Annotated in this window: 23 protein-coding genes; 10 read left to right on the top strand and 13 right to left on the bottom strand. The window is 60.5% G+C overall.

Going from position 1 to position 23,805, the window contains the following annotated elements; genetic code table 11:
• The first annotated feature begins 70 nt into the window (after positions 1 to 70).
• The 6 genes from leuC to AOA59_RS20400 all read left to right on the top strand — a co-directional run bounded on the left by leuC (position 71) and on the right by AOA59_RS20400 (position 7,061).
• On the top strand, positions 71 to 1,489 hold the full coding sequence (leuC, locus tag AOA59_RS20425; protein ID WP_099488883.1) for a 3-isopropylmalate dehydratase large subunit: 1,419 nt from the start codon (positions 71 to 73) through the stop codon (positions 1,487 to 1,489).
• Positions 1,486 to 2,100 carry a 3-isopropylmalate dehydratase small subunit gene (leuD, locus tag AOA59_RS20420; protein WP_099488882.1) on the top strand — a complete coding sequence of 205 codons (615 nt, stop codon included), beginning with the start codon at positions 1,486 to 1,488 and terminating at the stop codon, positions 2,098 to 2,100. The genes leuC and leuD overlap by 4 nt, the downstream gene beginning before the upstream one ends.
• A gap of 444 nt (positions 2,101 to 2,544) precedes the next feature.
• Complete coding sequence (locus tag AOA59_RS20415) at positions 2,545 to 3,699, top strand: KamA family radical SAM protein (protein ID WP_065931740.1); 1,155 nt, start codon at positions 2,545 to 2,547, stop codon at positions 3,697 to 3,699.
• A 29-nt stretch (positions 3,700 to 3,728) separates the two neighbouring features.
• Positions 3,729 to 5,090, top strand: a complete 1,362-nt coding sequence (locus tag AOA59_RS20410) for an acetyl-CoA carboxylase biotin carboxylase subunit family protein (RefSeq protein ID WP_099488881.1) — start codon at positions 3,729 to 3,731, stop codon at positions 5,088 to 5,090.
• 4 nt (positions 5,091 to 5,094) lie between these two features.
• On the top strand, positions 5,095 to 5,832 hold the full coding sequence (locus AOA59_RS20405; protein WP_065931742.1) for a 2OG-Fe dioxygenase family protein: 738 nt from the start codon (positions 5,095 to 5,097) through the stop codon (positions 5,830 to 5,832).
• A complete protein-coding gene (locus tag AOA59_RS20400; RefSeq protein WP_065931743.1) occupies positions 5,829 to 7,061 on the top strand; it encodes an MFS transporter in 1,233 nt (410 codons plus the stop codon). Before AOA59_RS20405 ends, AOA59_RS20400 begins: the two co-directional genes overlap by 4 nt.
• On the opposite strand, the gene AOA59_RS20395 is transcribed toward AOA59_RS20400, so the two are convergent.
• The 5 genes from AOA59_RS20395 to soxR form a co-directional block, all read right to left on the bottom strand.
• On the bottom strand, positions 7,042 to 7,956 hold the full coding sequence (locus tag AOA59_RS20395) for a LysR substrate-binding domain-containing protein (protein WP_167365900.1): 915 nt from the start codon (positions 7,954 to 7,956) through the stop codon (positions 7,042 to 7,044). The genes AOA59_RS20400 and AOA59_RS20395 overlap by 20 nt on opposite strands.
• Before the next feature lie 78 nt (positions 7,957 to 8,034).
• A complete protein-coding gene (locus tag AOA59_RS20390) occupies positions 8,035 to 9,339 on the bottom strand; it encodes a dicarboxylate/amino acid:cation symporter (RefSeq protein WP_069786306.1) in 1,305 nt (434 codons plus the stop codon).
• Between the two features lie 96 nt (positions 9,340 to 9,435).
• Positions 9,436 to 10,311: an alpha/beta fold hydrolase gene (locus AOA59_RS20385; RefSeq protein WP_099488880.1), complete on the bottom strand. Its 876-nt coding sequence runs from the start codon at positions 10,309 to 10,311 to the stop codon at positions 9,436 to 9,438.
• 529 nt (positions 10,312 to 10,840) lie between these two features.
• On the bottom strand, positions 10,841 to 11,299 hold the full coding sequence (locus tag AOA59_RS20380) for a VOC family protein (RefSeq protein WP_065931746.1): 459 nt from the start codon (positions 11,297 to 11,299) through the stop codon (positions 10,841 to 10,843).
• A 124-nt stretch (positions 11,300 to 11,423) separates the two neighbouring features.
• Positions 11,424 to 11,873: a redox-sensitive transcriptional activator SoxR gene (soxR, locus tag AOA59_RS20375; RefSeq protein ID WP_099488879.1), complete on the bottom strand. Its 450-nt coding sequence runs from the start codon at positions 11,871 to 11,873 to the stop codon at positions 11,424 to 11,426.
• 99 nt (positions 11,874 to 11,972) lie between these two features.
• On the opposite strand from soxR, the gene AOA59_RS20370 reads away from it, so the two are divergent.
• Positions 11,973 to 12,338 carry an antibiotic biosynthesis monooxygenase gene (locus tag AOA59_RS20370; protein WP_056859702.1) on the top strand — a complete coding sequence of 122 codons (366 nt, stop codon included), beginning with the start codon at positions 11,973 to 11,975 and terminating at the stop codon, positions 12,336 to 12,338.
• On the opposite strand, the gene AOA59_RS20365 is transcribed toward AOA59_RS20370, so the two are convergent.
• From AOA59_RS20365 to msuE, 4 genes are all read right to left on the bottom strand, one after another.
• Entirely contained in the window at positions 12,327 to 13,430 is a 1,104-nt protein-coding gene (locus tag AOA59_RS20365; protein ID WP_069786304.1) for a sigma-54-dependent Fis family transcriptional regulator, read from the bottom strand. The genes AOA59_RS20370 and AOA59_RS20365 overlap by 12 nt on opposite strands.
• Before the next feature lie 11 nt (positions 13,431 to 13,441).
• On the bottom strand, positions 13,442 to 14,629 hold the full coding sequence (locus AOA59_RS20360) for an acyl-CoA dehydrogenase family protein (RefSeq protein ID WP_099488878.1): 1,188 nt from the start codon (positions 14,627 to 14,629) through the stop codon (positions 13,442 to 13,444).
• A gap of 164 nt (positions 14,630 to 14,793) precedes the next feature.
• Positions 14,794 to 15,936, bottom strand: a complete 1,143-nt coding sequence (gene ssuD, locus AOA59_RS20355; RefSeq protein WP_099488877.1) for an FMNH2-dependent alkanesulfonate monooxygenase — start codon at positions 15,934 to 15,936, stop codon at positions 14,794 to 14,796.
• A gap of 9 nt (positions 15,937 to 15,945) precedes the next feature.
• Positions 15,946 to 16,509, bottom strand: a complete 564-nt coding sequence (gene msuE / locus AOA59_RS20350) for an FMN reductase (RefSeq protein WP_065931748.1) — start codon at positions 16,507 to 16,509, stop codon at positions 15,946 to 15,948.
• Between the two features lie 400 nt (positions 16,510 to 16,909).
• Between msuE and AOA59_RS20345 the strand changes: the two genes are divergently transcribed.
• The 3 genes from AOA59_RS20345 to AOA59_RS20335 all read left to right on the top strand — a co-directional run bounded on the left by AOA59_RS20345 (position 16,910) and on the right by AOA59_RS20335 (position 20,432).
• Entirely contained in the window at positions 16,910 to 17,179 is a 270-nt protein-coding gene (locus AOA59_RS20345; RefSeq protein ID WP_056859693.1) for a hypothetical protein, read from the top strand.
• 234 nt (positions 17,180 to 17,413) lie between these two features.
• A complete protein-coding gene (locus AOA59_RS20340) occupies positions 17,414 to 18,574 on the top strand; it encodes a cysteine desulfurase family protein (RefSeq protein ID WP_099488876.1) in 1,161 nt (386 codons plus the stop codon).
• A gap of 49 nt (positions 18,575 to 18,623) precedes the next feature.
• The gene (locus tag AOA59_RS20335; RefSeq protein WP_099488875.1) at positions 18,624 to 20,432 is read left to right on the top strand and encodes an aminopeptidase P family protein; all 1,809 of its coding nucleotides are present in this window, start codon (positions 18,624 to 18,626) and stop codon (positions 20,430 to 20,432) included.
• 210 nt (positions 20,433 to 20,642) lie between these two features.
• Here the strand turns inward: AOA59_RS20335 and AOA59_RS20330 are convergent, their stop codons facing one another.
• From AOA59_RS20330 to rhtA, 4 genes are all read right to left on the bottom strand, one after another.
• Positions 20,643 to 21,233, bottom strand: a complete 591-nt coding sequence (locus AOA59_RS20330) for a 2-hydroxychromene-2-carboxylate isomerase (RefSeq protein WP_099488874.1) — start codon at positions 21,231 to 21,233, stop codon at positions 20,643 to 20,645.
• Positions 21,234 to 21,280: 47 nt separating this feature from the next.
• On the bottom strand, positions 21,281 to 22,012 hold the full coding sequence (locus AOA59_RS20325) for an SDR family oxidoreductase (protein WP_099488873.1): 732 nt from the start codon (positions 22,010 to 22,012) through the stop codon (positions 21,281 to 21,283).
• Positions 22,013 to 22,111: 99 nt separating this feature from the next.
• Complete coding sequence (locus AOA59_RS20320) at positions 22,112 to 22,393, bottom strand: hypothetical protein (RefSeq protein ID WP_056859698.1); 282 nt, start codon at positions 22,391 to 22,393, stop codon at positions 22,112 to 22,114.
• Between the two features lie 164 nt (positions 22,394 to 22,557).
• Positions 22,558 to 23,445 carry a threonine/homoserine exporter RhtA gene (gene rhtA, locus AOA59_RS20315; RefSeq protein ID WP_099488872.1) on the bottom strand — a complete coding sequence of 296 codons (888 nt, stop codon included), beginning with the start codon at positions 23,443 to 23,445 and terminating at the stop codon, positions 22,558 to 22,560.
• Positions 23,446 to 23,805 lie beyond the last annotated feature (360 nt).

The raw sequence follows: 23,805 nt of genomic DNA, 5'->3' as shown, positions 1-23,805 counted from the left end.
TGGGGCCGGGGGGCTGCGTAGGATGGGGGCATACCGTTGAGCGAGCGCTTATAACAGTGAGTCCACAAAAATGACTGCCAGAACCCTCTACGACAAACACATCGACTCCCACACGGTGTGCGCCCTGGATGACCAAGGCCATGTGCTGCTTTATATAGACCGCCAGGTGATCAACGAATACACCAGCCCCCAGGCGTTCAGCGGCCTGCGCGAGGCCAGGCGTGGCGTATGGCGCCCCGGCACCGCGCTGGCGGTGGTCGACCACGTAAACCCCACCACGCCCACGCGCACTGCCGCAATGCCCGACGCAGGCGGCGCGCGGCAAGTCTCGTACCTGGCAGAAAATTGCCAGGATTTCGGCATTGAGCTGCTGGACATCCTCGACAAACGCCAAGGCATCGAACATGTGATTGCCCCGGAGCAGGGCTTTATCCTGCCGGGCATGGTGATCGCCGCCGGCGATAGCCACACCACCACCTACGGTGCCCTCGGCGCCTTCGGCTTTGGCATCGGCACCTCGGAAATCGAGCACCTGCTGGCCTCGCAGACCCTGGTGTACAAACGTCTGAAAAGCATGCGCGTGACGGTAGACGGCACCTTGGGCAACGGCCTGACTTCCAAGGACGTGATCATGGCGCTGATCGGCAAGATCGGCGCGTCCGGCGCCACCGGTTACGCCATCGAGTTTCGCGGCGCCACCATCGATGCGCTGAGCGTCGAAGCGCGCATGACCATCTGCAACATGGCGGTGGAAGCCGGCGCACGTGGCGCGTTTATGGCGCCCGACGAAAAAGTCTTCGCCTACCTCAAAGGCAAGCCGCGTGCGCCCAAGGGCGAGTTGTGGGAACAAGCCCTGGTGCAATGGCGCACGTTGCACACCGACGCCGATGCGGTGTTCGACCAGGAAGTGCAGCTGGACGCCAGCAGCCTGGAACCCATGGTCACCTGGGGCACCAGCCCCGACCAGGCCGCGCCCATCGGCGCCCGCGTGCCGGACCCGCAAGACGTCAGCGACCTGATCCTGCGCCAGGACATGCGCCGCGCCCTCAACTACATGGGCCTGGAAGCCGGCATGCCGCTCAGTGAAATCGTGATCAGCCACGCGTTTATCGGCTCGTGCACCAACGCGCGCATCGAAGACCTGCGCGACGCCGCCAGTGTGGTGCGCGGCAAACACGTGGCCGAGCATGTGCGGGCGATGATCGTGCCGGGCTCCACCGAAGTGCGCGACCAGGCCGAAGCCGAAGGGCTGGCGGCGATCTTTATCGACGCCGGGTTCGAATGGCGCCAGTCGGGCTGCTCGATGTGCCTGGCGATGAACGATGACGTGCTGGCCCCCGGCGACCGCTGCGCGTCCAGCACCAACCGCAACTTTGAAGGCCGCCAGGGCGCCGGGGCGCGCACCCACTTGATGAGCCCGGCGATGGTCGCCGCTGCGGCCATCACCGGCCGTCTCACCGATATTCGTCATTTTGGAGACCGCCCATGAGCCTGCAACCGTTCACCCAGGTCACCGGCCAGGCCGCGCCGATGCTGGCGGCAAATATCGACACTGACGTGATCATGCCCAAGCAATTTCTTAAAGGCATCGACCGTGCCGGCCTCGACCGTGGGCTGTTCTTCGACCTGCGCTTTTTGCCCAATGGCGCGCCCAACCCCGAGTTCGTGCTGAACCAGCCGGCCTGGCAGGGCGCGAGTTTTATGGTGGTGGGGCCCAACTTCGGCTGTGGCTCGAGCCGTGAACACGCGGTGTGGGGCTTGAAGCAGATGGGCATTCGCGCGCTGATCGGCAGCAGCTTTGCCGGGATTTTCTATGACAACTGCCAGCGCAACGGGGTGTTGTTGATTACCTTGGACGAGGCGGTGTTGCACGCACTCGGGCAGACGGTCAGCCAGCCTGCGCAGGCGCAGATCAGCGTGGACCTTGAGGCGCAGCAGATTCGCTTGGCCAATGGCCAGGTGATCCCGTTCCAGATCGATACGTTGCGCAAGACCGCGCTGTTACTCGGCCTGGATGCAATTGGCAGCACGTTGCAACGCAGTGAGCAGATCAAAACGTTCGAGCGCCGGCATCTGGCGGCCAATCCCTGGCTGGGTTAAACGCCTCAATGGTTTAACTACGTAGTCATATAAGTAGAGAACAACGCCCTCGCGTTACTGGAGGGCGTTTTTCTTGGACTATTTACTTTTCAAATAACGCGCGTTACACCGCATAACCTCAGTGATTTCAAAGGCGTCGTTGAGGTGCCAGGTTAAACCCTGAAAAAATACATGGGCAGGTTGTTGACACCTTGTAGGCCATCGGCTTAAGTGAGTGCTGACTTGGAAAGTCGCACATTATAAGAAAAGGAAGTTGAAGCCATGACCGATGAATCAGTTAGCTTTCATACCTCTCTGGTGGCGGTAATCAAGTTTGTAACTTGATCGAGTTCTGCCACCTGTCAATCAGTTGTCATTGTTGCGGTTGCCACTGTTTTTTCCACTGTGAAAAGACGCGTAAGCCTATGCCTTAACATCCGTTCAGAACACAGAGAGTTCAAACTCATGTCGATTTTTGATCAAGCGATCCATCGTTCGGTACAGTGGCAGGATTGGCGTTGGCAGCAGAAGAATGCCATCCGCGACGAACCGGCACTGCGTGCCGCCTGCGGTGGCTGGAATGAGGAAACCAGCGCGCATATCGAGCACAACTTGCGAGACCGCAAGTTGCAGATAACGCCTTATTACATTGACCTGATCAAGCGTTCCCTCACCGAGGGCCAGGTGATGGACCATCCGCTGTGGCGCCAAGTGGTGCCCTACTGGAGCGAGCAGGTCGCTGGCGATTACGACGGCACCTCGGAGAACTGGGAACTCGGCCACGAGATGAAAACGCCGATCTGCCAGCACAAGTACGACAACCGCGTGATCCTGCGCATGACCAACACCTGCAACGCCTATTGCCAGTTCTGCTTCGAAGCGCTGCGCACCTTGCAAGTCGGCACCGAGAAGGCCAATGCCAGCGCCGACTCGTTCAAGGACTCGCTTGAGTACATCCGCAACAACCCGGCCATCGAAGAGGTGATTCTCAGCGGCGGTGACCCGTTGATGCTCGCCGACCGCAAGCTCGAAGAGAACCTCGCCGCCCTGCGTGGCATCCGCGATGACTTGCTGATTCGCCTGCACACACGGGCCTTGAGCTTTAACCCGTTTCGCGTGACCGATGAGTTACTGGCGATGCTGGAGAAGTACAAGGTTAATGCGTTTGGCGTGCATGTGTGCCACCCGCTGGAACTGAGTGAAGACTTTGCCGTGGCGGTTAAACGTATCCAAAGTGTGGTGCCGATTGTGTTCTCCAACATGCCGCTGTTGCGGGGCGTGAACGACAATGAGGCCACCTTGCATAAACTGTTTATTGATCTGTATCGGTTGGGCGTAAAGCCGTATTACCTGTATCACTTCATGCCGTTTTCACCGGGGGCGTCGGAATATAAAGCATCGATAAGCCACGCCATCGCTATTATGGATCGCCTCAAGCGACGCGTGTCCAATATAGCCATGCCGGAATATGTACTGCCCCACGCACAGGGCAAGTTTACCGTGCCGCTGCTGGACTTTGAAAAACCACAAGACTTGCCGCACTTTGAAGTGCGCGATGGGCAACGTCATTACCGTTTCCGTAATTGGGAAGGGCAGTGGTGCAGTTGGCAGGATGCCTGAAGTTATTGACGCATGAGGCGGTATGAATAATGAAACAAGATGCCATTCTTTTTATTGATGTCGATGACAGTGCTTCCATTCGCTATAGCTACCGAGAGCCGCACTTTGTTGCGGCCCGGGCCAAAGGCCTGGTGTGTTTGACTGCGGGTCTGGTGGGGCGCAAGCACCTGCAACGGCTGCAGGACGACAGTGATGAAGTGTTCCTGCTCGATACACTCAGCGAACCGGCCATTCTCGACTTGGTGGGCGAGTTGGATGGGCGCTATCAGATCCGCGCGATTTTCTGCCAGGCCGGCCATTCGTCTGCGCTGGGGCAAGTCGGTTGCATCGTAGCGCAGGCCAGTCAGCGCCTGGGCCTGGTGTACAGCTGCCCGCAAGCCATTGCCGCGTGTAACAACAAGTTCCTCATGCGCCGGGCGCTCAGCCGGCATGGCGTGCGCTCCGTGCCCTTCGCGCTGTGCAATGACGAACAACAACTGCAGCAAAGCGCCGAGCGCATGGGCTATCCGCTGATCGCCAAACCGCCGTTTGGTGGCGCCTCGGCGTTTATCAAGAAGTGCTTCAATTGGCCAGAGTTAAGCCGGCACTATGCGCAATTTCGCAGTGGTCACGCCAATGCGGCCTACGCCGATTTCTACGGTTGTGAGCACATCCTGGCTGACGAAGAAGGGCAGCAACGCCGTTACATTCCAGGGCACAGCCTATTGTTGGAGGGGTTTATCCAAGGCGTTGAAGGCAGCGTGGAGTGTGTAATCGTCGGTGGTCAGGTTCATGCGCTGTTGATCAACGAAAAACTGATGTTGACCGAGCGCAGTGGCACGGTGCTGGAGAACCTGCTGATTTCCCCGCCCACGTCTTTTACCGACACCCAGTGCGAGCAAATTCGTCAGTATGCCGGGGATTGCCTGCGTGCTGTGGGGCTGACCAACGCGCTGGTGCATTTCGAATTTCGTATGACGGAGGCGGGGCCGGTGGTGATTGAGATCAACCCGCGCGTCGGCGGGCTGTACGTCAATGCGGCGTTCCGTGACCTGGCCGGTATTGACCCGTACGACCTTTATCTGTCCCTGCTGTTGGGCGAGCCGGACCTGAATGCCCGGTTGCAAGCCTGTGCGCATAACATCGCGAGCGCCTCCCAGCATTACTCGATGCTGGCGCTCTACCCGGAGCACAGTGGTCGGTTCAAGGGCATTGAGGGGACGCAGTTCCTCGATGAGCACCCAGCGGTGCTGGAGTATTTCCAGCAGGAACCCGGCAACTGCATCGATGCAGATATCGAGGAGCACTATTTGCTCAAGTGCTGGGCCAAGGTCGACGATGCTGCCGACGCCCACGCCGTGCATGATGCAATCCGGCACAACCTGCGCGTGATCATCGACAGTAAGGTTTAGCGATATGGACATCCCACAGATTGGCGCGCATTTGCGCGAGCACCACTATTGTCACCGTCGGGACTTTGGCCAGTTGCTCAAGGTTGAGCCCGGCGAGGAGCAAAGCTTTCGCGCCTACTGGGCGAACCTGGTGCGCGACGAGGCGTTCAAGGCATACACCCATCGCGAACGGCGGATCCTGCGCTATCGTTTATCCCCGTCGCGGCAGTTGCAGATCGACCGCACGACCGCGTTCAAGTCGCCGGTCACCTATGCGGTCAACTATCGCCAGGGCGTGAACCACTTGAGCTACAGCGAGGAGGGCTTTATCGAGCACCCACTGATGCAGAAATTGCTCGCCACCGACCTGGCGGTGATCGAACCGCACCTGGGCCCGCATGCCTACACCATTGATATCCACCAGTTCCGCGTGCGTGCTGAGGGGCCATCGGCCAGCCCGACCACCTCGGGGATTCACCAGGACGGCCTGGATTGGGTGTTCATGCACTTCATTGGCCAGAGCAATACCGTGCCGGTGGTGTCCGAGGTGTTTACCGCTGAGGCCGAGCACAGCCGCGTGCTGAACCTGGCGATGGAGCAGTTTCTGGAAACCATTGTGATTAACGACCGTGGGCTGTATCACCGCGCCGGCGCTGTCCGGCCGCAGGCCGATTCGGCACCGGCCTGGCGTGATGTGCTGCTGGTCAGCCTGCGCGGCGTGGCTGCTGATGTTCAGCTGGAAGACGAGGTGCAACCTGCATGAGCGACGTTCAGCCATTGGGCTTGTCGACCCGCAACGCCCGCTTGATCATCTTTGCGCGGGGCGTGTCGGACTTCGGCGCATTCCTCAACATGGTGGCGCTCTCGACCTATGTTTACTGGCTCAGCCAAAGCGTGGTGTTTGTCAGTGTGTTCCTGGCGTGCCGGGTCACGGGCGGGATTGTCGCCAGCCTGTTCGGCATCCCGTTTTTCCGGCGCTTCCCGGGGCGCAGTACCCTGGCCGGGCTGGACCTGGCCCGCGCGTTGTTACTGGTGCCGCTGCTGGTGTTGATACCGGCGCATCAACTCAACGTGCTGCCGTTTATCGCGTTCGGCATCGGCCTGTGCAACTCGCTGTTTGCCATTGGCCTCAATAGCCAGTTGCCGACCTGGGTGGCGCTCGAGCAGCGGGTGAGCACCAATGCCTGGATCACCTCGGCGGCGGCTACCGGTGCGGTATTTGGCAGCTTGCTCTCCGGCTTGCTGATCGCCACGGGCGGATTCGAGGCGGTGTTTGCCGTCAACATCGGCACTTACGTGGCGGCGGCCTGCCTGATCCTGCCGTTGCGCGCCCTGTATTCAGTCGTCGTGGCCGCGCATCGCGGGCTTGCCGCCGAATGGCATGAGCTGACCAAAGGCCTGCGCGGTGCGCCGGTGTTGGCGGCGATGTTGTTGATCAGCATGCTCGACACCCTCGGCAGTGCTGCACATAACGTCGGCTGGCCGGTGTTGTCGCAATACATTTCGCCGGACACCGCGAAAACCGTCATGGGCTACCTGCTGGCGGTGTGGGCCTGCGGCAAGTTCATCGGCGCGCGCGTGGCCAGTGCGCTACTCAAGAGCCGTGGTACCCAAGGCATGGAACGCTGGTTCATGGCGGGTGTGGCGCTGATGTCCAGCGGCTTTATCCTGACCTTCCAGCAAACCGAACTGTGGCTGGCGCTGTTGCTGGTGGTGTGGGCCGGGCTGGGCGATGGTATCTCCGAAGTGGCGCTGGTTTCCCGCGCACAAAGTGAACCCGATAGCTTGCGCCTGCCGCTGTTCAGCCTGTTGACGCTGATCCAGATGGCCGGCTTTGGCGTGGGCATGCTGGTGGTGGGGCCGTTCTACCTGACGTGGACGCCGGCCCAGGTGATCGTGCTGTTCCACGGGCTGCCGTTGACGGCCCTGGTGATCATGACGGTATGGCTGGGTGTCAACGCCACGCGGGGCGTCAGATCGACAACCCCTTGAAGTGCTCCTGTAAAAACTCCACGCAGGCGCGCAATTTGCCGGAGTAGGCCAAACGTGTCGGGTACACCGCCCACACGTTGGCGCTTTGGGTGTAGGTGTGCAGCACCTGCACCAGCCTGCCCTGTTCCAGCAGCGGTTTTACGTCCCACATCGAGCGCAGTAACACGCCGCGCCCGTCCAAAGCCCACTGCAACACGATCTCGCCGTTGTTCGATGACAGCGGCCCGCGTACACGCACGCTTTCGGGCGCGCCGTCACGCTCCAGGTTCCAGATACCGAAGGCGTTGTCACGCTCCTTGAGCACCAGGCAGTCGTGCTGCTCCAGGTCGCTCAACTGTTGCGGCGTGCCTTTGCGTTGCAGGTACGCCGGCGCTGCGCACAGCACGCGGCGATTGCTCACCAGCCGCCTGCCGATGTGCTGGCCGGGGATGTCATCGCCGACGCGAATTTCCAGGTCGAACCCTTCACTGACGATATCCACCACGCGGTCGAACAGGTCCAGGCGGATTTCCAGGTCCGGGTACTGCTCGGCCAGCAGCGACAGGGCCGGCGCCACATGATTGCGGCCGAAGCCGAAGCTGCTGCACAGGTGCAGATGCCCGCGCGGGCTGTCGTGGGCATCGCTGAGTTCATCGGACAGTTGCTGGAAATCTTCGAGGATGCGCACGGCCCAGCGTTGCACCCGCTCGCCGTCTTCAGTCAGGGCGATGCGGCGGCTGGTGCGGTGCAGCAGGCGCGTGGCCAGGGTGGTTTCGAGGATCTGAATGCGCTTGCTCACATACGCAGGCGACAGCCCCAGTTCATCAGCGGCGGCAGCGAAGCCGGCCTTGCGGATCACGGTGAGGAACACCCGCAGGTCTTCGGGTAGGGGCACGGTATCTTTCTTATGAGTCATCAGAAACAGACGTGGCGGCATGAGCCGCCAGAATAGCACCGGATCGGCATGCCTTCCGGCCTGCCGATCCGTTACTGCTTACTCGGCGGCGACCTTCGCCTGCGCGGCAGCCCGCGCATGGCGGCCATGCTTGAGGGCGATAGGGGCCATTTTTTCGCGATCCAGCTCACCTTCCCAGGCGGCTACCACCAATGCCGCGACGGCATTGCCGATGATATTGGTCAGCGAGCGGCACTCGGCCATGAAGCGGTCGACACCCAGGATCAGCACCATCGCCGCCACCGGTACGGTGGGCACCACCGCCAGGCTCGCGGCCAGCGCCACAAAACCTGCACCCACCACCGCACCGGCGCCCTTGGAGGTGAGCATGGCCACCGCCAGCAAGGTCAATTGTTGCTCCAGCGGCAGGTGAATATTGGTGGCTTGCGCCAGGAACAACACCGCCAGGGTCATGTAGATGTTGGTGCCGTCGAGGTTGAAGGTGTAGCCGGTCGGCACCACGATGCCCACCACGCCTTTGGACGCGCCCAGGCTTTCGAGTTTCTGGATCAGTTGCGGCAGCGCCGACTCCGACGAGCTGGTGCCCAGCACAATCAACAGCTCCGACTTGATATAGCCCATCAACTTGAAAATGCTGAAGCCGGCGTAGCGCGCGATGCTGCCCAGCACCACGGCGACAAAGAAAAACGCGGTGAGGTAGAACGTACCCACCAGCTTCAGCAACGGCAGCAACGAGCCCACGCCGTATTTGCCGATGGTGAAGGCAATCGCCCCAAACGCACCGATAGGCGCGACGCGGCTGATGATGCCGACGATGCGGAAGAACACTTCGCTGGCCTGGTTGACCACGCCCACCAATGGCCGGCCTTTTTCCCCGACCATCACCAGGCCGACGCCGAACAGCACCGAGACAAACAGTACCGGCAGGATTTCACCTTTGGAGAAGGCATCAAAAAACGTGGTGGGGATCACGTGCAGCAGGAACCCGGTGATGCCTTCGCCGTGTTCGGCCTGGCCGACAAAACCGGCGATGGCCGAGCTGTCGAGGCTCTTCACATCAATGTTGAAACCCACGCCCGGTTGCAGCAGGTGCGCGGCGAGGAGGCCGATCAGCAGGGCGATGGTGGAGACGATCTCGAAGTACAGCAGCGCCTTGCCGCCGACGCGGCCCACCTGCTTCACGTCGTGCATGCTGGTGATGCCGGAGACCACGGTGCAGAAGATGATCGGGCCTATGATCATCTTGATAAGCTTGATAAACCCGTCGCCCAGGGGCTTGAGGTCGATACCGATTTGCGGCCGGACATGGCCGATCAACACACCCAGCGCGATGGCGATGAGCACCTGGACATACAGGGTTCCCAGCAGTTTTCGGATTGTCATTGTTATTATCTCGGGATGTTTTTTGGGCAAAGCGAATCCGTCGCAGGCCATTGGCAGCCTGCGAGGCGGGTGTTTCAGATCAGGGTGTCAGTGCATTCAGCGCAGGAAGGCCAGGACTTCGCCCAGCAACAACTCAGGCGCCTCTTCGGCAATGTAGTGCCCGGCCGGCAGGGCTTTGCCACGCACGTCTGTGGCGACGTTCTGCCATTCCTTGAGCGGCTCGAAGCAGCGCCCGACCGTACCTTCGGCGCCCCACATCACCAGCAACGGCTGGTTCAGGTGATTGCCGGCGTCGATGTCGGCCTGGTCGTGCTCAAGATCGATGCCGGCGGCAGCGCGGTAGTCCTCGCAGATGCCGCGAGCGGTGCCGGGCAGTTGCAGGCAGCGCAGGTATTCGGCGAAGGCTTCATCGGTGAACGGCTTGAGCCCGGCGCTGCGGCTGCCCATGACGCTGCGCAGGTACAGCTCGGGGTTGCTCTCGATCAGCGCTTCGGGCAACGGCGCCGGGCGGATCAGGAAGAACCAGTGCCAGTAGGCGCGGGCGAAGGCTTCGTCGGTCTGGGCGTACATCGACAAGGTGGGCGCGATGTCCAGCAGCACCATGCGCTGCACGGCGGCGGGGTGGTCCAGGGCCAGGCGATGGGCGACGCGGGCGCCACGGTCGTGGGCCAGTACCGAGAAATTGTCGAAGCCCAGGGCTTGCATCAGCTCGACGGCGTCGCGGGCCATTTCGCGTTTGGAATAATGGGTGTGCTGGTCGTTGGCCGGTGGCTTGCTGCTGTCGCCATAACCGCGCAGGTCGGCGGCAACCACGGTGAAGTGTTCGGCCAACTGTTCGGCGACTTTGTGCCAGATGACATGGGTTTGCGGGTGCCCGTGCAACAGGAGCAGACCGGGACCTGTACCGCCTTTGCGGTAGCTGATGTCCACGCCGTTGACGTGGCACTGGTCTTTTTGGAATCCGGCGAACATGGAATGACTCCTCTTTGTAAGTGCTTGCATCGTGGAATCACGCGGGGTTTGGGGCAAGGGGGAAAGCGTGGAGGGGTTGTTCATGAAGTGTGTTGCGGGGTGGGTTGCTGTGGCGGTTTTTTGGTGTACATATCCGTTGCTGCGGTAACGGCTACTTAGGGTTCCGCCCTTACGGCGGGTCACTTTTGGCAAACGCCCGGAATGCCGGCCCAGCCAAAAGTAACCAAAAGGTCTTCGCCCCACCACTCGGTGCCTCGCCTTCGTTCGGCCATCGTGGTTGACGGGGCGCCTCAGATCAAAAGCAGATCAAGATCAAAAGCAGAGCACGGCGGCCTGAAAGCCGACCTGAGTGGTTGAATCAAAAGCCAGATCAAGTGCAAGTCAAAAGCCTCTCTACCTGAAGCAATTCGGTCCAAATGTGGGAGCTGGCTTGCCTGCGATGCAGGCACCTCGGTGTGTCAGGTAAACCGAGTTGATGCCATCGCAGGCAAGCCTGCTCCCACATTGGATGTGCAGGGTTATTGAAATTTCAGCCTTGCTTGAACATTTCCATGGCCCGCTCGCGGATCTGCGCTTCAGTCAGATCCTCTTTGCGCGTAGCCAAAAACCACAGGTGACCGAAGGGGTCCTTCACGCTCGCCGAGCGGTCGCCGTAAAACTGGTCTTTGGGCTCGGACACCGAAGTAGCGCCCGCCACAATGGCCTGTTTGTACTGCGCATCCACATCGTTCACATACAGGTGCAAACCGACGCTGGTGTGCTCATCCGGATTGCGCAGGGCCATGTCGGCACAGGGCGAGCCGAGCATGATCGCCGAGTCACCGATGCGCAGCTCGGCGTGGCCGACCTTGCCATCGGGCATGTCCAGGCGCATGACCTGGGTAGCGCCAAAGGCTTTCTTGTAGAACTCGATGGCCTCGGCGGCGTTATCGATGCCCATATACGGCGTGACGCTGTGATAACCCTCGGGGATTGGCTTAACGCTCATATCGTTCTCCTTAGGTGGTGGTTGTGGAGGTCCGGTATTTTCACTATAGGCCACGCCCGCCGTAGCCTGCAGGTAACCGACGAGGTGTTGGCAAGCCAGCTCCCACATTGATCGCATGGCCAATTCAGGAGCATGCGGTGGGCTCCAGTAACTGGGCGCCTGGGCCATGCTCACCTAACTGATCATCCTGATTACGCAACGGACACGCCTCCAGCGATAAACACCCGCAACCAATACAACCACTGAGTTTGTCGCGCAGCAGCATCAGCTTGTTGATGCGCTGATCCAGATCCTCACGCCACAGTGCCGACAAGCGTTCCCAGTCCTGTGCAGTGGGCGTGCGCCCGTTCGGCAAGGTCTGTAACGCTTCGCCAATCGTCGCCAGTGGAATCCCCAGGCGTTGTGCGATCTTGATCACCACCACGCGCCGCAACACATCCCGTGGGTAGCGCCGCTGGTTACCGGCGTTGCGGTTGCTCTTGATCAACCCCTTGGACTCATAAAAGTGCAGCGCCGTAACCGCCACGCCGCTTCGTGCGGCGAGTTGGCCGACGGTGAGTTCCTTGGTAAGCATAAAAACTCCAGATAAGCGCTTGACCTTGACTTAACTAGAGGTTTTACCCTGCGTGGCATCGAATCGCAAGATTCTGCCTACAGAGAGAGGGGAGTGTTCATGCAGGTATCAGAGAAAAATCGCAGCTTCACTCAGTTGATCGAGTTTCAGATCGAACCTCAGCAGCAATTTGCCCTGGTGGCGGCCTTGTCCACCCAGAGCGAACGCCTGGCCCAGGGCCATGGCGGCTTTATCAATGCCAGTGTGCAAGTCAGCGACGACGGGCGGCGGGTGCTCAATTACCTGCAATGGCGCTCGCGTGAGGACGGCGAGGCGGCGTTCAAGTGTTTTGAGCACGGCGAAGAAGACTTCTGGACGCTGATTCGCGCCCACCAGGCCACGGCGGTGACCTTCGGTTCATTCCAGGTGCTGCGCAGTTTCGAGCGCAGCCATGACAACGCGTTGCACTGCCGCCTAAATGGATAAGTGCAGCATGCGTTCGCCCTGCACGTTTTCGCCGGGGCGGCGTTTGTTCACCGCCAGTTCGCCGATTTTGATCAAGCGCGTGCGCGTGACGTTGCGGCTCAGGCCCAGCAGGTTGGCGGTGTGCACCTGGTTGTAATGGCTGAAACGGTAGGCGGCGCGCAACAGCGCGTCTTCGACCTTTTCATGCAGGGCGCCGGCCTGTTCTTCGAAGAGCTTTTGAAAGGCGCGGGCCAGCAAGGCGTCGGCGCTGTTGTCGGTGCCGTGCTGGCTGTCGTCCTGGCGCTCGATGCGCATGTTCGACAGGCGCAGATCATCGCGCTCAATCAGGCCATTACGGCAGATCAGCAACGTGTGGTGAATCACGTTTTCCAGCTCGCGGATATTGCCCGGCCAGCTGTAGCTTTTGAGCTTGTGCTCGGCCTCGCGGCTGATGGTGATGGGGCCGTAGCCCAGGCGCCGGCTATAGGCTTCGATAAAATGCCGGGTCAGCGGCAGGATATCGCCGGGGCGCTCGCGCAGTGGGCTGAGTTCGAGGCTGACCACATCCAGGCGGTAGTAGAGGTCTTCGCGAAAGTGCCCCGCGTTGATGGCTTTTTCCAGTTGCACGTTGGTGGCCGCCAGTACGCGCACATCAATCGCAATGCTCTTGCGCGAACCCAGGCGCACCACTTCACGTTCCTGTAGAACACGTAGCAACTTGACCTGGATCGCCATCGGCAAATCGCCGATCTCATCGAGGAACAAGGTGCCGCCGTCGGCCTCTTCGAACCAGCCGGCCTTGGCGCTGAGGGCGCCGGTAAACGCACCTTTTTCGTGCCCGAACAACTCGGCTTCCACCAGGGATTCGGAAAACGCGCCGCAGTTCACCGCCACAAAGGGCCGGTTGCGCCGCGCACTGAGGTTATGAATATGGCGCGCCACCAGCTCTTTGCCGGTGCCGGTCTCGCCGATGATCAACACGCTGGCTTCGCTGGGCGCCACTTGCTGGATATGGTCGAGCAACGCCTGGGATTTGGGGTCTTCGAAGACCTGGGCCGTGGCGCGAATCGAGGTCGCGAGGGCGGGCGAGGGCGGTAAGGTCAACAGCTGCATGGGCACCTCTCTCAGGAGTAGAACGTCGGGATCGGCAGGGACTGGTTCAACGCCCAGTCCCCCAGTTCGTGGAGTTTGTAATCCACCGGGTCGTGCAGGGTTTGCGTGCGCAAGTTGCGCCAATGGCGGTCTAGGCGCAGCGAGGCATGGGTCGAGCGCGCGCCGGTGACTTCAAACAGGCGGCTGCACAGGTCCAGGCCCTGGCGCGTGGCGGCGACTTTGGCGGTGGCGATGGCAATGGCCAGTTCGCCCCGTTGCTGTTCGCTCAAGCTGGCACCTTTGGCCCAGGCCTGGTCGAGCAATTCGCCAGCGCGTTCGACCAGCAGGCGCACGCCTTGCAGGGCCACCCAGAATTCGCCGTAGTGGTGCAGCACGTAAGGGTCTTGGCGCACATCGCCAGCCGAAGATTTGTGCCACGCACGGGTTTCGGTGAGGGTGTAATTGCGCGCTTCTTGAAAGGCGCCTTCGGCAATCCCGAGAAACATATACGTGAACGTTAACTGCGCGATCAGCGGGCGCAGGCAGGCGAAGGGCGTACTCAACGGGCCGGGATCCAGCAGCAATTCCGACTCTTCGACACGCACCCGTTCAAAGCTGGCGCTGCCGCTGTCGGTCTGGCGCTGGCCGATGTTGTTCCAGTCGTTGTGCAAGGTAATGCCGCTGCGCCCGCTGGGAATCGCAGCGATCAGCAGCTTGCCGCCGGCGCTTTCGTCCACGGCCGAGGCGATGAGCATTTCCGAATCGCTGGCGCCGGAGCAGAAGCTTTTCTTGCCGGAAAATTCGCGCCAGCCGCCGAAATCCTTGACCAGCGTGCGCGTGTCCAGCGGGTTGAGGGCATTGCCCCAGAACCAGTTTTTGCGCGCGGTCTGTTCGAACCACGGCTGCCATTGGTCCGGGCGCGCAAACAGGCGCACGGTGGCGAGCATCAGGTGGTGAAAGCCGAAGACATGGGCGATGGAGCTGTCGACCTTGGCGAACTCGCGCACGATGCCCAGGGTTTCACTCCACCGCGCGCCGAGGCCGCCGTATTGCGTGGGGATACTCAGAGCCAGCAGGCCGCTTTGGCGCAGCGCGTCCCGTTCGGCCTTGGGCGTGCCGCCGCGCTCATCGCGTTCAACGGCGGTGAGGGCGAACTCGGCGGCCAGCAGTTTGGCGGTCTGCAAAGGTGAAGGCAGGACGCTGTGGGGTTTGGCTGTCACACGGGGTTCCTCAATGTCGGTCTGGCAATCACGTTCAAATGGGGGAGCTGGCTTGCCGGCGATAGCATCACTGTGGTGCAACTGAAACACCGTGTCGTTTGCATCGCGGGCAAGCCCGGCTCCCACAGGAAAGCAGTGCCCACACGAAGTGGGTTTCAGTGCGCTCAGGCTTTAGTGTTCGGCAGCACATCATTGGCAATCATTTCGCCAAACGGCCCCGTGAGGTTGGTGATGCCGCGCCCGGCGAGGCTGGCGTAAGGTTCCGGCAACAGCGGGAACACCAGCTCGGCAAAGCGATAGGCTTCTTCCAGGTGCGGGTAGCCGGAGAAGATGAAGCTCTCGATGCCGAGGTCGGCGTATTCCTTGATGCGCTCGGCCACTTGCTGCGAGTTGCCCACCAACGCGGTGCCGGCACCGCCGCGTACCAGGCCGACACCGGCCCACAGGTTGGGGGCGATTTGCAGGTTGTCGCGGCGCCCGTCGTGCAACGCCGCCATGCGCCGCTGGCCTTCGGAATCAAAGCGCGAGAAGGATTTTTGCGCGGCAGCGATGGTTTCATCGCTGATGTGCTCGATCAGTTTGTCGGCGGCTTTCCAGGCGTCTTCTTCGGTTTCGCGCACGATGACATGCAGGCGAATGCCGAACTTGACGGTGCGCCCATGGCGCGCTGCGCGTTCACGCACGTCGGCAAGTTTTTGCGCAACGGCGGCGGGCGGCTCGCCCCAGGTCAGGTACACGTCGACCTGCTCGGCGGCCAGGTCGTGGGCAGCCTCCGACGAACCGCCGAAGTACAGCGGCGGATACGGCTTCTGCACCGGTGGGTAAAGCGCTTTGGCGTTCTGCACACGCAGGTGCTTGCCTTCAAAGTCCACCGACTCGCCCTGCAACACACGGCGCCAGATCTGCAGGAATTCGTCGGAGACCTCGTAGCGTTCACTGTGGTCGAGGAAACTGCCGTCGCCACGGTTTTCGTCGGGGTCGCCACCGGTGACCACGTTGATCAGCAATCGGCCGTTGGACAAGCGGTCCAGGGTCGCGGCCATGCGCGCCGACACCGTGGGCGAAATAATCCCCGGGCGAATCGCTACCAGGTAACGCAGGCGTTCGGTCAGTGGCACCAGCGCCGAGGCGATTACCCAGGAATCTTCACACGAGCGCCCGGTAGGAATCAGCACGCCGAAGTAACCGAGGCTGTCAGCCGCTTGCGCCACCTGCTTCAGATAATTGAGGGTGACCGGGCGCGCACCTTGGGTGGTGCCGAGGAAATGGCCGTCGCCATGTGTGGGCAGAAACCAGAAAACATCCATGACAAATCCTTAAGCGATTTTCAGCAGAGATGGGGAGTGCGCGGCAAACAACGGCGCTGCGCGTTCTGCAGCCAGTTGAATGCGGGCTTTTAATAACTCGCTGGTTATTTGGTAGTCGGTGAAGTCAGCTTCGGTGGCGTACACACCGATCGGCAGGGTCAAGGCCTGGAAGAAGCTGAACAGCGGGCGCAATTGGTGATCGAGCACCAGCGCATGGCGCTCGCTGCCGCCGGTGGCCGCGAGCAATACCGGAGTGTCGATCAAGGCGTTGAGGCCAACCAGGTCAAACAGGTGCTTGAGCAGGCCAGGATAAGAGCCGCGATACACCGGCGCGGCGACAATCAGCAGGTCGGCCTGTTCGATGGCCAACAGTTGCGCTTCGACCTCGGCCGGCAGTTCATCACGTGAGAGTGCGCCGCCCAAGGGCCGGGCAATGTCACCCAACTCGATCAGGGTGGTCTGGATCGGCAGCAACGTCGCCAGTTCGGCCAGCACGGCTTGGGTCAGCACCAAGGTGCGCGACGGGCGCCAGGTTCCGCCGGAGAGGGCAACGACATTCAGAGGACGGGACATGGACAGTTCCTTTTTCAACAGGGGTGGGTAGCAGGTGAGATGGAACGTGTTGAGCAAGAGCTGTACCAATGGCTGCGAGCCTTGATTGACGAGGGCTGCAGGCGTCCTGTTGAAAAAAGAAGCTGTTGCCTGTCAGCGGTTTTGTTGAATGGCTGTTGCCTGGGCAACAGTTGCGTGGCGAACAGTGTTGATTGCGCGCAGAGCCATTTATAGAAGGTTACGTTTATTCCGTAAACGAACGTATTTCCATATTTATAGATCGTAAATGAATATGAGCGGCCCGCTATCAAGCATGCCGGAACGGTTGATAGCGACTATCACGGCGGATGATTTTTCACTGCGCAAGGGCGGGAGTAGCCTGTGTTCATTGACTAAAAACCTCCTTCGCAGGGCCTTAACCATGAACCACTTCCTGGCTGTTTCCTTAATAGTTGTCAGCGCTGTCCTTGCCGGATGTGCGACCCATCCATCGCCTGAATCGCGTCCTTACACCGCCGAAGAAACCAGGCAGTTGGCCCTTGAAGCCTTGAGCCGTCGCGGCCTGTCGTTTGATGAATATCAACAGCAGCGCGCCGCGTTGACCGGTCAGCCACACAAGCCGTTCGGTTTCGACCACCAGGGCGAAATGAACGCCGAGCGCAGCGTGGTGATGCACGGTCGCCCCAGTTGAGCCGGCGCCAGGCGGCAAAAAGCCCGAGGATTCCCTTAAGGAAACTCGGGCTTTTTGTTTGCCATTGGGATACTTCAGCCTGTTAAGCTGAATTTCAGGAGCGTTCCTACGCACATTTACATAAAGTGGTCCTTCTTTTATGGCATCCGACGGGTTAAACCTGACGACCTCTGTTCCGGTCGATGCCCTCCCTGGGCGCTGTTCTGGGGAATACGCTCTGCGAGTCTTAACGTCATGAATAAACGTCCGTTGTATTTCGACTATGCCGCCACCACGCCGGTGGATGAGCGGGTCATTCAAGTGATGGTCGAGTGTCTGGGCTTCAATGCCAACTTCGGCAACCCTGCGTCCAGTTCCCATGCGTTCGGCCAGGCGGCCCGGTACACGGTCGAGCAGGCGCGGCGCCAAGTGGCCGAGCTGGTCGGTGCCCAGCCTGAGCAAATCGTCTGGACCTCCGGTGCCACAGAATCCAACAACCTGGCCATCAAAGGCGTGGCCCAGGCGCGAGGTGTGGCAGGTGGGCATATCATCACCAGCCAGATCGAACACAAGGCTACGCTGGACACGGCGCGGCAGTTGCAGGAAGCCGGCGTGGCCGTCACTTACCTGGTGCCGGACGCTGAAGGCTTGATCAGCGCCGAGGCAGTCAGTGAAGCCCTGCGCGACGACACCTTCCTGGTGTCGCTGATGCTGGTGAACAACGAGTTGGGCACCCTCAATGATATTCCTGCCATTGGTGCACGCGTACGTGAGCACGGCGCGCTGCTGCATGTGGATGCGGCGCAGGGCGCGGGCAAGGTCGCGATCAACCTGGCTGAATGGCCGGTGGACCTGATGTCGTTTTCGGCGCACAAGCTGTACGGCCCCAAAGGCATTGGCGCGCTGTATGTCGGCCCGCGTGCGCAGCAGAAGGTGCTGGCGCAGATTCACGGCGGCGGCCACGAAGGCGGGTTGCGCTCCGGTACCCTGGCGACCCATCAGATTGCCGGCATGGGCACTGCATTCGCCCTGGCGGCGCAGTCCTTTGCTGAAGAAAAAGCCGCTATCGTCGCGTTGCGTCAGCGCCTGCTCGATCAGATGGAAACGATTGCCGGCGTGCGCCTCAATGGCAGCGCCACCCAGCGCATTCCCCATACACTGAGCCTCACGTTCTCCGAGGGTGAATTTAATTCCCAGGCCCTGAGCGCAGGTATCGCGTTTTCGGCCACCTCGGCGTGCAATTCGGCGAGTAATGCGCCGTCCCACGTGCTTCTGGCTTTGGGCCATGACGCACGCAGCGCCGGCAGGACCATTCGCTTGAGCCTGGGCCGGTTTACCACCGAGCAGGATATCGATGCCGCCGTGCAGTTGATCAAAGCCGCGTTGGCCAGTGCGCCGGCGTTCTGGGCGGTCTGATTTTTCAGTCACAACACATAACAATTATGAGTGCTTAGCAGGAGACATGATGAGTACGCAGCCTTTGACCCATGGAACGGTTCCCCAGCGCCTGGCGCATACCCGCGAACTGATGCGCGGCGAGGGGATCCATGCCCTGCTGGTGCCGTCGGCCGACCCGCATTTGTCCGAGTACTTGCCGGGTTACTGGCAGGGGCGGCAATGGCTGTCGGGTTTTTATGGCTCGGTAGGCACGTTGATTGTCACCGCGGATTTTGCCGGTGTGTGGGCCGACAGCCGCTACTGGGAGCAGGCGACCAAGGAACTCAAGGGCAGCGGCATCGAATTGGTGAAGCTGCAACCTGGCCAACCCGGCCCGCTGGAATGGCTGGCCGAGCAAACCCCGGAAGGCGGCGTGGTGGCAGTGGACGGCGCAGTAATGGCCGTGGCCTCGGCACGTACCTTGGGCGCCAAGCTGGCCGAGCGCGGCGCTCGCCTGCGTACCGATATCGACCTGTTGAATGAAGTCTGGCAAGACCGTCCGGCCTTGCCGAACCAGCCGATCTACCCACACCTGCCGCCGCAGGCGACCGTCAGCCGTGGCGACAAACTCGCGGCACTGCGTGCCAGTTTGAAAGAGAAGGGCGCCGATTGGCACTTCATCGCGACCCTGGATGACATCGCCTGGCTGTTCAACCTGCGCGGCGGTGATGTGTCGTTTAACCCGGTGTTTGTGTCCTTTGCCTTGATCAATCAACAGCAGGCCACGTTGTTTGTGGCGCTGAGCAAGGTCGATGCCGAACTGCGCGCGGTACTGGAGCGGGACGGCGTGACCCTGCGCGACTACAGCGAAGTCGCAGATGCGCTGCGTGCAGTTCCGGCGGGTGTGAGCCTGCAAGTTGATCCGGCACGCGTGACCACCGGTTTGCTGGAAAACCTCGATGCCGGTGTCAAGCTGGTCGAGGGCTTGAACCCGACCACGCTGGCCAAGTCGCGCAAAAGCCTGGCGGACGCCGAACATATCCGCCAAGCCATGGAGCAGGACGGCGCAGCGCTGTGCGAATTCTTCGCGTGGCTGGACAGTGCGTTGGGCCGCGAGCGCATCACCGAACTGACCATCGATGAGCACTTGACCGCCGCGCGTACCCGTCGCCCCGATTATGTGTCGCTGAGCTTCAACACCATCGCGGCGTTCAACGCCAACGGTGCGATGCCCCATTACCACGCCACCGAAGAAGAGCATGCGTTGATCGAAGGCGATGGCCTGTTGCTGATCGACTCCGGCGGCCAGTATCTGGGCGGCACCACGGACATTACGCGGATGGTGCCGATCGGCACGCCGAGTGATGAGCAGAAGCGCGACTGCACGCGCGTGCTCAAGGGCGTGATTGCCTTGTCGCGTGCGCATTTCCCCAAGGGCATTCTCTCGCCATTGCTGGATGCCATCGCCCGTGCGCCGATCTGGGCCGAAGGCGTGGACTACGGCCACGGTACAGGTCATGGCGTAGGCTATTTCCTGAATGTGCATGAAGGCCCGCAGGTGATCGCCTACCAGGCCGCGGCTGCACCGCAGACTGCAATGCAGCCGGGGATGATTACTTCGATTGAGCCGGGCACTTATCGTCCAGGTCGCTGGGGCGTACGCATCGAGAACCTGGTGTTGAACCGCGAAGCGGGCAAGACCGAGTTTGGTGAGTTCCTCAAGTTTGAAACCTTGACCCTTTGCCCGATCGACACCCGTTGCCTGGAGCCGTCGTTGCTGACGGCGGATGAGCGCGAGTGGTTTAACGCTTACCACGTCGAGGTGCGTGAACGCCTGAGCCCGCTGCTTAGCGGAGCAGCCCTGCAATGGCTGCAGGTGCGTACCGCCGCGATCTGATCGGTCGCAGCTCAGGAGCCTCGGCCAGGGCGTCGGCGAGATAGTTGTCGAACGCCTTGACCCTGGCTGACTGGCGTCGATTGGGTGTCGACACCGCGTAATTCGCCGATACGCAACGTGACATGGACCCACACCGTTTCGACCGGCAACGGTAAGCGACGCTTACGATTTGCTTGCAAGCGGCGCTCAAGGGCGCTTGGCGATCCAGTTTTAGCGGAGCGCTTCGCGCACAAACTCCAGACGGTCCTGACCGAAGAACAGGTCATTGCCTACAAACATACTGGGTGCACCAAATACCCCGCGCTGAACAGCCTGTTCGGTTTTGTCCTTGAGGGCGGCCTTGACCTTTTCATCGTTGGCCAGGTTCAGGACTTCCTCTGGGTCGAAACCCGCCTCACTCAACACAGCGGCCACGACGGCGGGGTCGCCCAGGTGGCGACCTTCGACCCAAAGGGCGCGAAACAGGCAATCGACGAAGGCCTGGAAGCGCTCGGGCTGGCGCATCTGGATACCCATGACGGCACGCATCAGCACCAGGGTATTGATCGGGAAGTGCGGGTTGAACTTGAGCGCCACGTTGTAGCGCTTGGCGTATCGCGCCAGGTCATTAAACATGTAACGCCCTTTGGCGGGCACAGTGATGGGGGAGGCGTTACCGGTAGCTTTGAACACGCCACCCAGCAGCATGGGCTGATACACCAGTTGCGCACCGGTCTCGGCACATAGCGCAGGCAATTGCGTATAGGCCAGGTAAGTGGCGGGGCTGCCGAGGTCGAAAAAAAATTCCAGGGTTTTACTCATGGTCGATTCTCGCTAGTTATTGTTGTTCTTGATCAGGGGCGGTGCGTTTACCAGGGTTCATTCCAGGGGCGCAGGTCCAGTTCGAAGGTCCAGGCGTCGCGTGGTTGGGTATGCAGGTACCAATAGTTGTCGGCGATGTGTTCTGGGTTGAGGATGCCGTCCTGGTCTTTTTGCGCATATTTGTGCGGGAAATTGTCGCGAATAAAGTCGGTGTCGATGGCGCCATCGACCACCACGTGGGCCACATGGATGTTCCGCGGGCCCAATTCCCGCGCCATGCTTTGCGCGAGCGCGCGGATGCCGTGTTTGGCGCCGGCGAACGCAGCAAACCCTGCACCGCCACGCAGCCCGGCAGTGGCACCGGTGAACAGGATAGTGCCGCGTTCGCGCGTGACCATGCGTTTGGCGACTTCGCGGGCGTTCAGGAATCCGGAGAAGCAGGCCATCTCCCAAATTTTGAAATATTTGCGCGCGGTTTCTTCGAGGATGCTGCACGGCACGTTGGCGCCGATATTGAAAACGAAGGCTTCGATGGGCCCCAATTGGGTTTCTATCTGTTCAACCAGCGCGATCACGTCGTCTTCTTTACGCGCATCACAGGCAAAACCGTGGGCTTCGCCGCCGGCGGCCTGGATGCTGTCGACCAGGGGCTGCAGCTTATCGGCACTGCGACGGGTGACGCAGGCTACATAGCCTTCGCGGGCAAAGCGCCGGGCAATGGCGCCACCGGTTGCATCACCGGCACCAACCACCAATACGACTTTCTTGTTGGGTGTCATGGGAACTCCGTTGCTCGAATGTCGAGCAGGAGTGTAGCCGCAGCAGGGCGTAGGGCATGTAAAGAGGAGGGAGCAGCCGGAAGAGGACTGCTCGGGCGGTCATTTACAGATGACGATCATGCTGCGGCTGGTATAGCCGGCAGGGTTGATACCGAAAGGATAGTCCCCTGGCTCTTCGGAGTTGTCACCGGATTTGGCGACAACCCGGTAGCCCTTGGCGCCGCAGGAGTTGGCTGCGCTGGTGTAGCACTGGTCCCAGGAGGAGGACAGGCCGGAACAATTGATGTGCATGCCTTTTTTGCCCCGTTTTACTTCTGTCTTGGTGGTCGCAGCACAGCCAGCAATACCCACGACCAGTAACAGTATCAAAATTCGTTTCATTACTATCCTTATAGCCGCGTCGCAAAAGGGCTCGATGCAGGCTTCACTCGCTCTCGATTGTAGCGTTCAGCAGTCCCTGTCGAAATTCTCCATGAAAGACATTCGTTTACGGGCTAAACATGGCCTAAATGAGCGGCAAATACCAGAGCTACCTGCGATGCGCATCAATCGGCGGGCACCAATGGTTTGGATTCATTGCGCATCGTCAGTGTGGCTCCGACGGAGGCGAAGATAATGCAGGTGATTGCCAGCCATTGCGCGAGGGACAAGTGCTCCTGCAGGAAGAACAGGCCGGAGAGCGCACCGAATGCCGGCTCAATGCTCATCAAGGTGCCGAAGGTGCGAGCGGGCAGGCGAGTGAGCGCGACCATTTCCAGGGTATAAGGCAAGGCGGTGGAGAGGATGGCCACACCGATGGCAACGGGAATCAGCGAGGGCGTCAGCAGGGCGGCGCCGGCATGGACGATGCCGATCGGCGCCACGAACAAAGCGGCGATCATCACGCCCAGGGCGGCAGTTTGCACGCCGTTGTCGTTGCCGGCTTTTTGGCCAAACAGGATATAGAGCGCCCAGCAAACGCCGGCACCCAGTGCATAAGTGGCGCCAATCAAGTCGATACCACTGCTGGTGTCGCCGGTGGGGATCAATAACAGCAGGCCCGCGATCGCGAGGCCGATCCATACAAAGTCAACCGCCCGGCGCGAGGCATAGATAGCCACGGCGAGCGGGCCGGTGAATTCCAGCGCTACTGCGATGCCCAGGGGCACTGTGCGCAAAGACATATAAAAGAGAAAGTTCATGCCGCCCAACGCCATGCCGTAGACGACGACAGTACGCAGGGACTTGGCCGTGAGTTTGGCGCGCCATGGGCGTAAAAGGAGCAGCATGATCACACTGGCGAAAATCAGCCGCAGAGTAGTAGTGCCCTGGGCGCCGACGATGGGGAACATGCTCTTGGCCAGCGAGGCGCCGGACTGGATGGAGGCCATGGCGATCAACAGCAGGCCGACCGGGAACAATGCCGAGGCCAGGCTGCGAGGTGGTGTGGTCATTGGGGCGGGTGTCCGAAGTCATGGTAAAGAAGCAGAGCGCCTATGATGCTTAACTGTCTGGCTTTGAGCAATATATTGCTCAGTTTGGCTTGCTGTGCTCTTTATATGGAAGGAGATAGGGCATTTTGGGCTGTTTGATAGAAAACCTAAATTAAGTGTTGACGGTGTTTTATATCTGTCTATAATTCGCCCCACTTCCGGCGCAGTCGAAATGGAAAATTCCTTGGTAAACAAAGAGTTAAGAAGTTTTCGGCAACAAGTTGCTTCAGTTCATCGAAGCCAGAAGGGAGTTGAAAAAGAGGTGTTGACAGCAGCGTGTAACGCTGTAGAATTCGCCTCCCGCTAACGAGAGATCGTAAG

The sequence above is a fragment of the Pseudomonas sp. 2822-15 genome (genome assembly GCF_002742515.1).
GTDB lineage: Bacteria > Pseudomonadota > Gammaproteobacteria > Pseudomonadales > Pseudomonadaceae > Aquipseudomonas > Aquipseudomonas salomonii.
Note: the sequence above shows the minus strand (reverse complement) of the source record. Positions and strands in the feature narration are given on the sequence as shown.

Excerpts from the sequence above, each read along its gene's own strand:
- AOA59_RS20395 (WP_167365900.1), bottom strand. The coding sequence starts at position 7,956 with ATGACTCATAAGAAAGATACCGTGCCCCTACCCGAAGACCTGCGGGTG.
- soxR (WP_099488879.1), bottom strand. The coding sequence starts at position 11,873 with ATGCTTACCAAGGAACTCACCGTCGGCCAACTCGCCGCACGAAGCGGC.
- AOA59_RS20380 (WP_065931746.1), bottom strand. The coding sequence starts at position 11,299 with ATGAGCGTTAAGCCAATCCCCGAGGGTTATCACAGCGTCACGCCGTAT.
- ssuD (WP_099488877.1), bottom strand. The coding sequence starts at position 15,936 with ATGGATGTTTTCTGGTTTCTGCCCACACATGGCGACGGCCATTTCCTC.
- AOA59_RS20370 (WP_056859702.1), top strand. The coding sequence starts at position 11,973 with ATGCAGGTATCAGAGAAAAATCGCAGCTTCACTCAGTTGATCGAGTTT.
- AOA59_RS20400 (WP_065931743.1), top strand. The coding sequence starts at position 5,829 with ATGAGCGACGTTCAGCCATTGGGCTTGTCGACCCGCAACGCCCGCTTG.
- AOA59_RS20410 (WP_099488881.1), top strand. The coding sequence starts at position 3,729 with ATGAAACAAGATGCCATTCTTTTTATTGATGTCGATGACAGTGCTTCC.
- AOA59_RS20385 (WP_099488880.1), bottom strand. The coding sequence starts at position 10,311 with ATGTTCGCCGGATTCCAAAAAGACCAGTGCCACGTCAACGGCGTGGAC.
- AOA59_RS20345 (WP_056859693.1), top strand. The coding sequence starts at position 16,910 with ATGAACCACTTCCTGGCTGTTTCCTTAATAGTTGTCAGCGCTGTCCTT.
- leuD (WP_099488882.1), top strand. The coding sequence starts at position 1,486 with ATGAGCCTGCAACCGTTCACCCAGGTCACCGGCCAGGCCGCGCCGATG.
- AOA59_RS20340 (WP_099488876.1), top strand. The coding sequence starts at position 17,414 with ATGAATAAACGTCCGTTGTATTTCGACTATGCCGCCACCACGCCGGTG.
- msuE (WP_065931748.1), bottom strand. The coding sequence starts at position 16,509 with ATGTCCCGTCCTCTGAATGTCGTTGCCCTCTCCGGCGGAACCTGGCGC.
- AOA59_RS20320 (WP_056859698.1), bottom strand. The coding sequence starts at position 22,393 with ATGAAACGAATTTTGATACTGTTACTGGTCGTGGGTATTGCTGGCTGT.
- leuC (WP_099488883.1), top strand. The coding sequence starts at position 71 with ATGACTGCCAGAACCCTCTACGACAAACACATCGACTCCCACACGGTG.
- AOA59_RS20405 (WP_065931742.1), top strand. The coding sequence starts at position 5,095 with ATGGACATCCCACAGATTGGCGCGCATTTGCGCGAGCACCACTATTGT.
- AOA59_RS20390 (WP_069786306.1), bottom strand. The coding sequence starts at position 9,339 with ATGACAATCCGAAAACTGCTGGGAACCCTGTATGTCCAGGTGCTCATC.
- AOA59_RS20330 (WP_099488874.1), bottom strand. The coding sequence starts at position 21,233 with ATGAGTAAAACCCTGGAATTTTTTTTCGACCTCGGCAGCCCCGCCACT.
- AOA59_RS20335 (WP_099488875.1), top strand. The coding sequence starts at position 18,624 with ATGAGTACGCAGCCTTTGACCCATGGAACGGTTCCCCAGCGCCTGGCG.
- rhtA (WP_099488872.1), bottom strand. The coding sequence starts at position 23,445 with ATGACCACACCACCTCGCAGCCTGGCCTCGGCATTGTTCCCGGTCGGC.
- AOA59_RS20325 (WP_099488873.1), bottom strand. The coding sequence starts at position 22,012 with ATGACACCCAACAAGAAAGTCGTATTGGTGGTTGGTGCCGGTGATGCA.
- AOA59_RS20415 (WP_065931740.1), top strand. The coding sequence starts at position 2,545 with ATGTCGATTTTTGATCAAGCGATCCATCGTTCGGTACAGTGGCAGGAT.
- AOA59_RS20365 (WP_069786304.1), bottom strand. The coding sequence starts at position 13,430 with ATGCAGCTGTTGACCTTACCGCCCTCGCCCGCCCTCGCGACCTCGATT.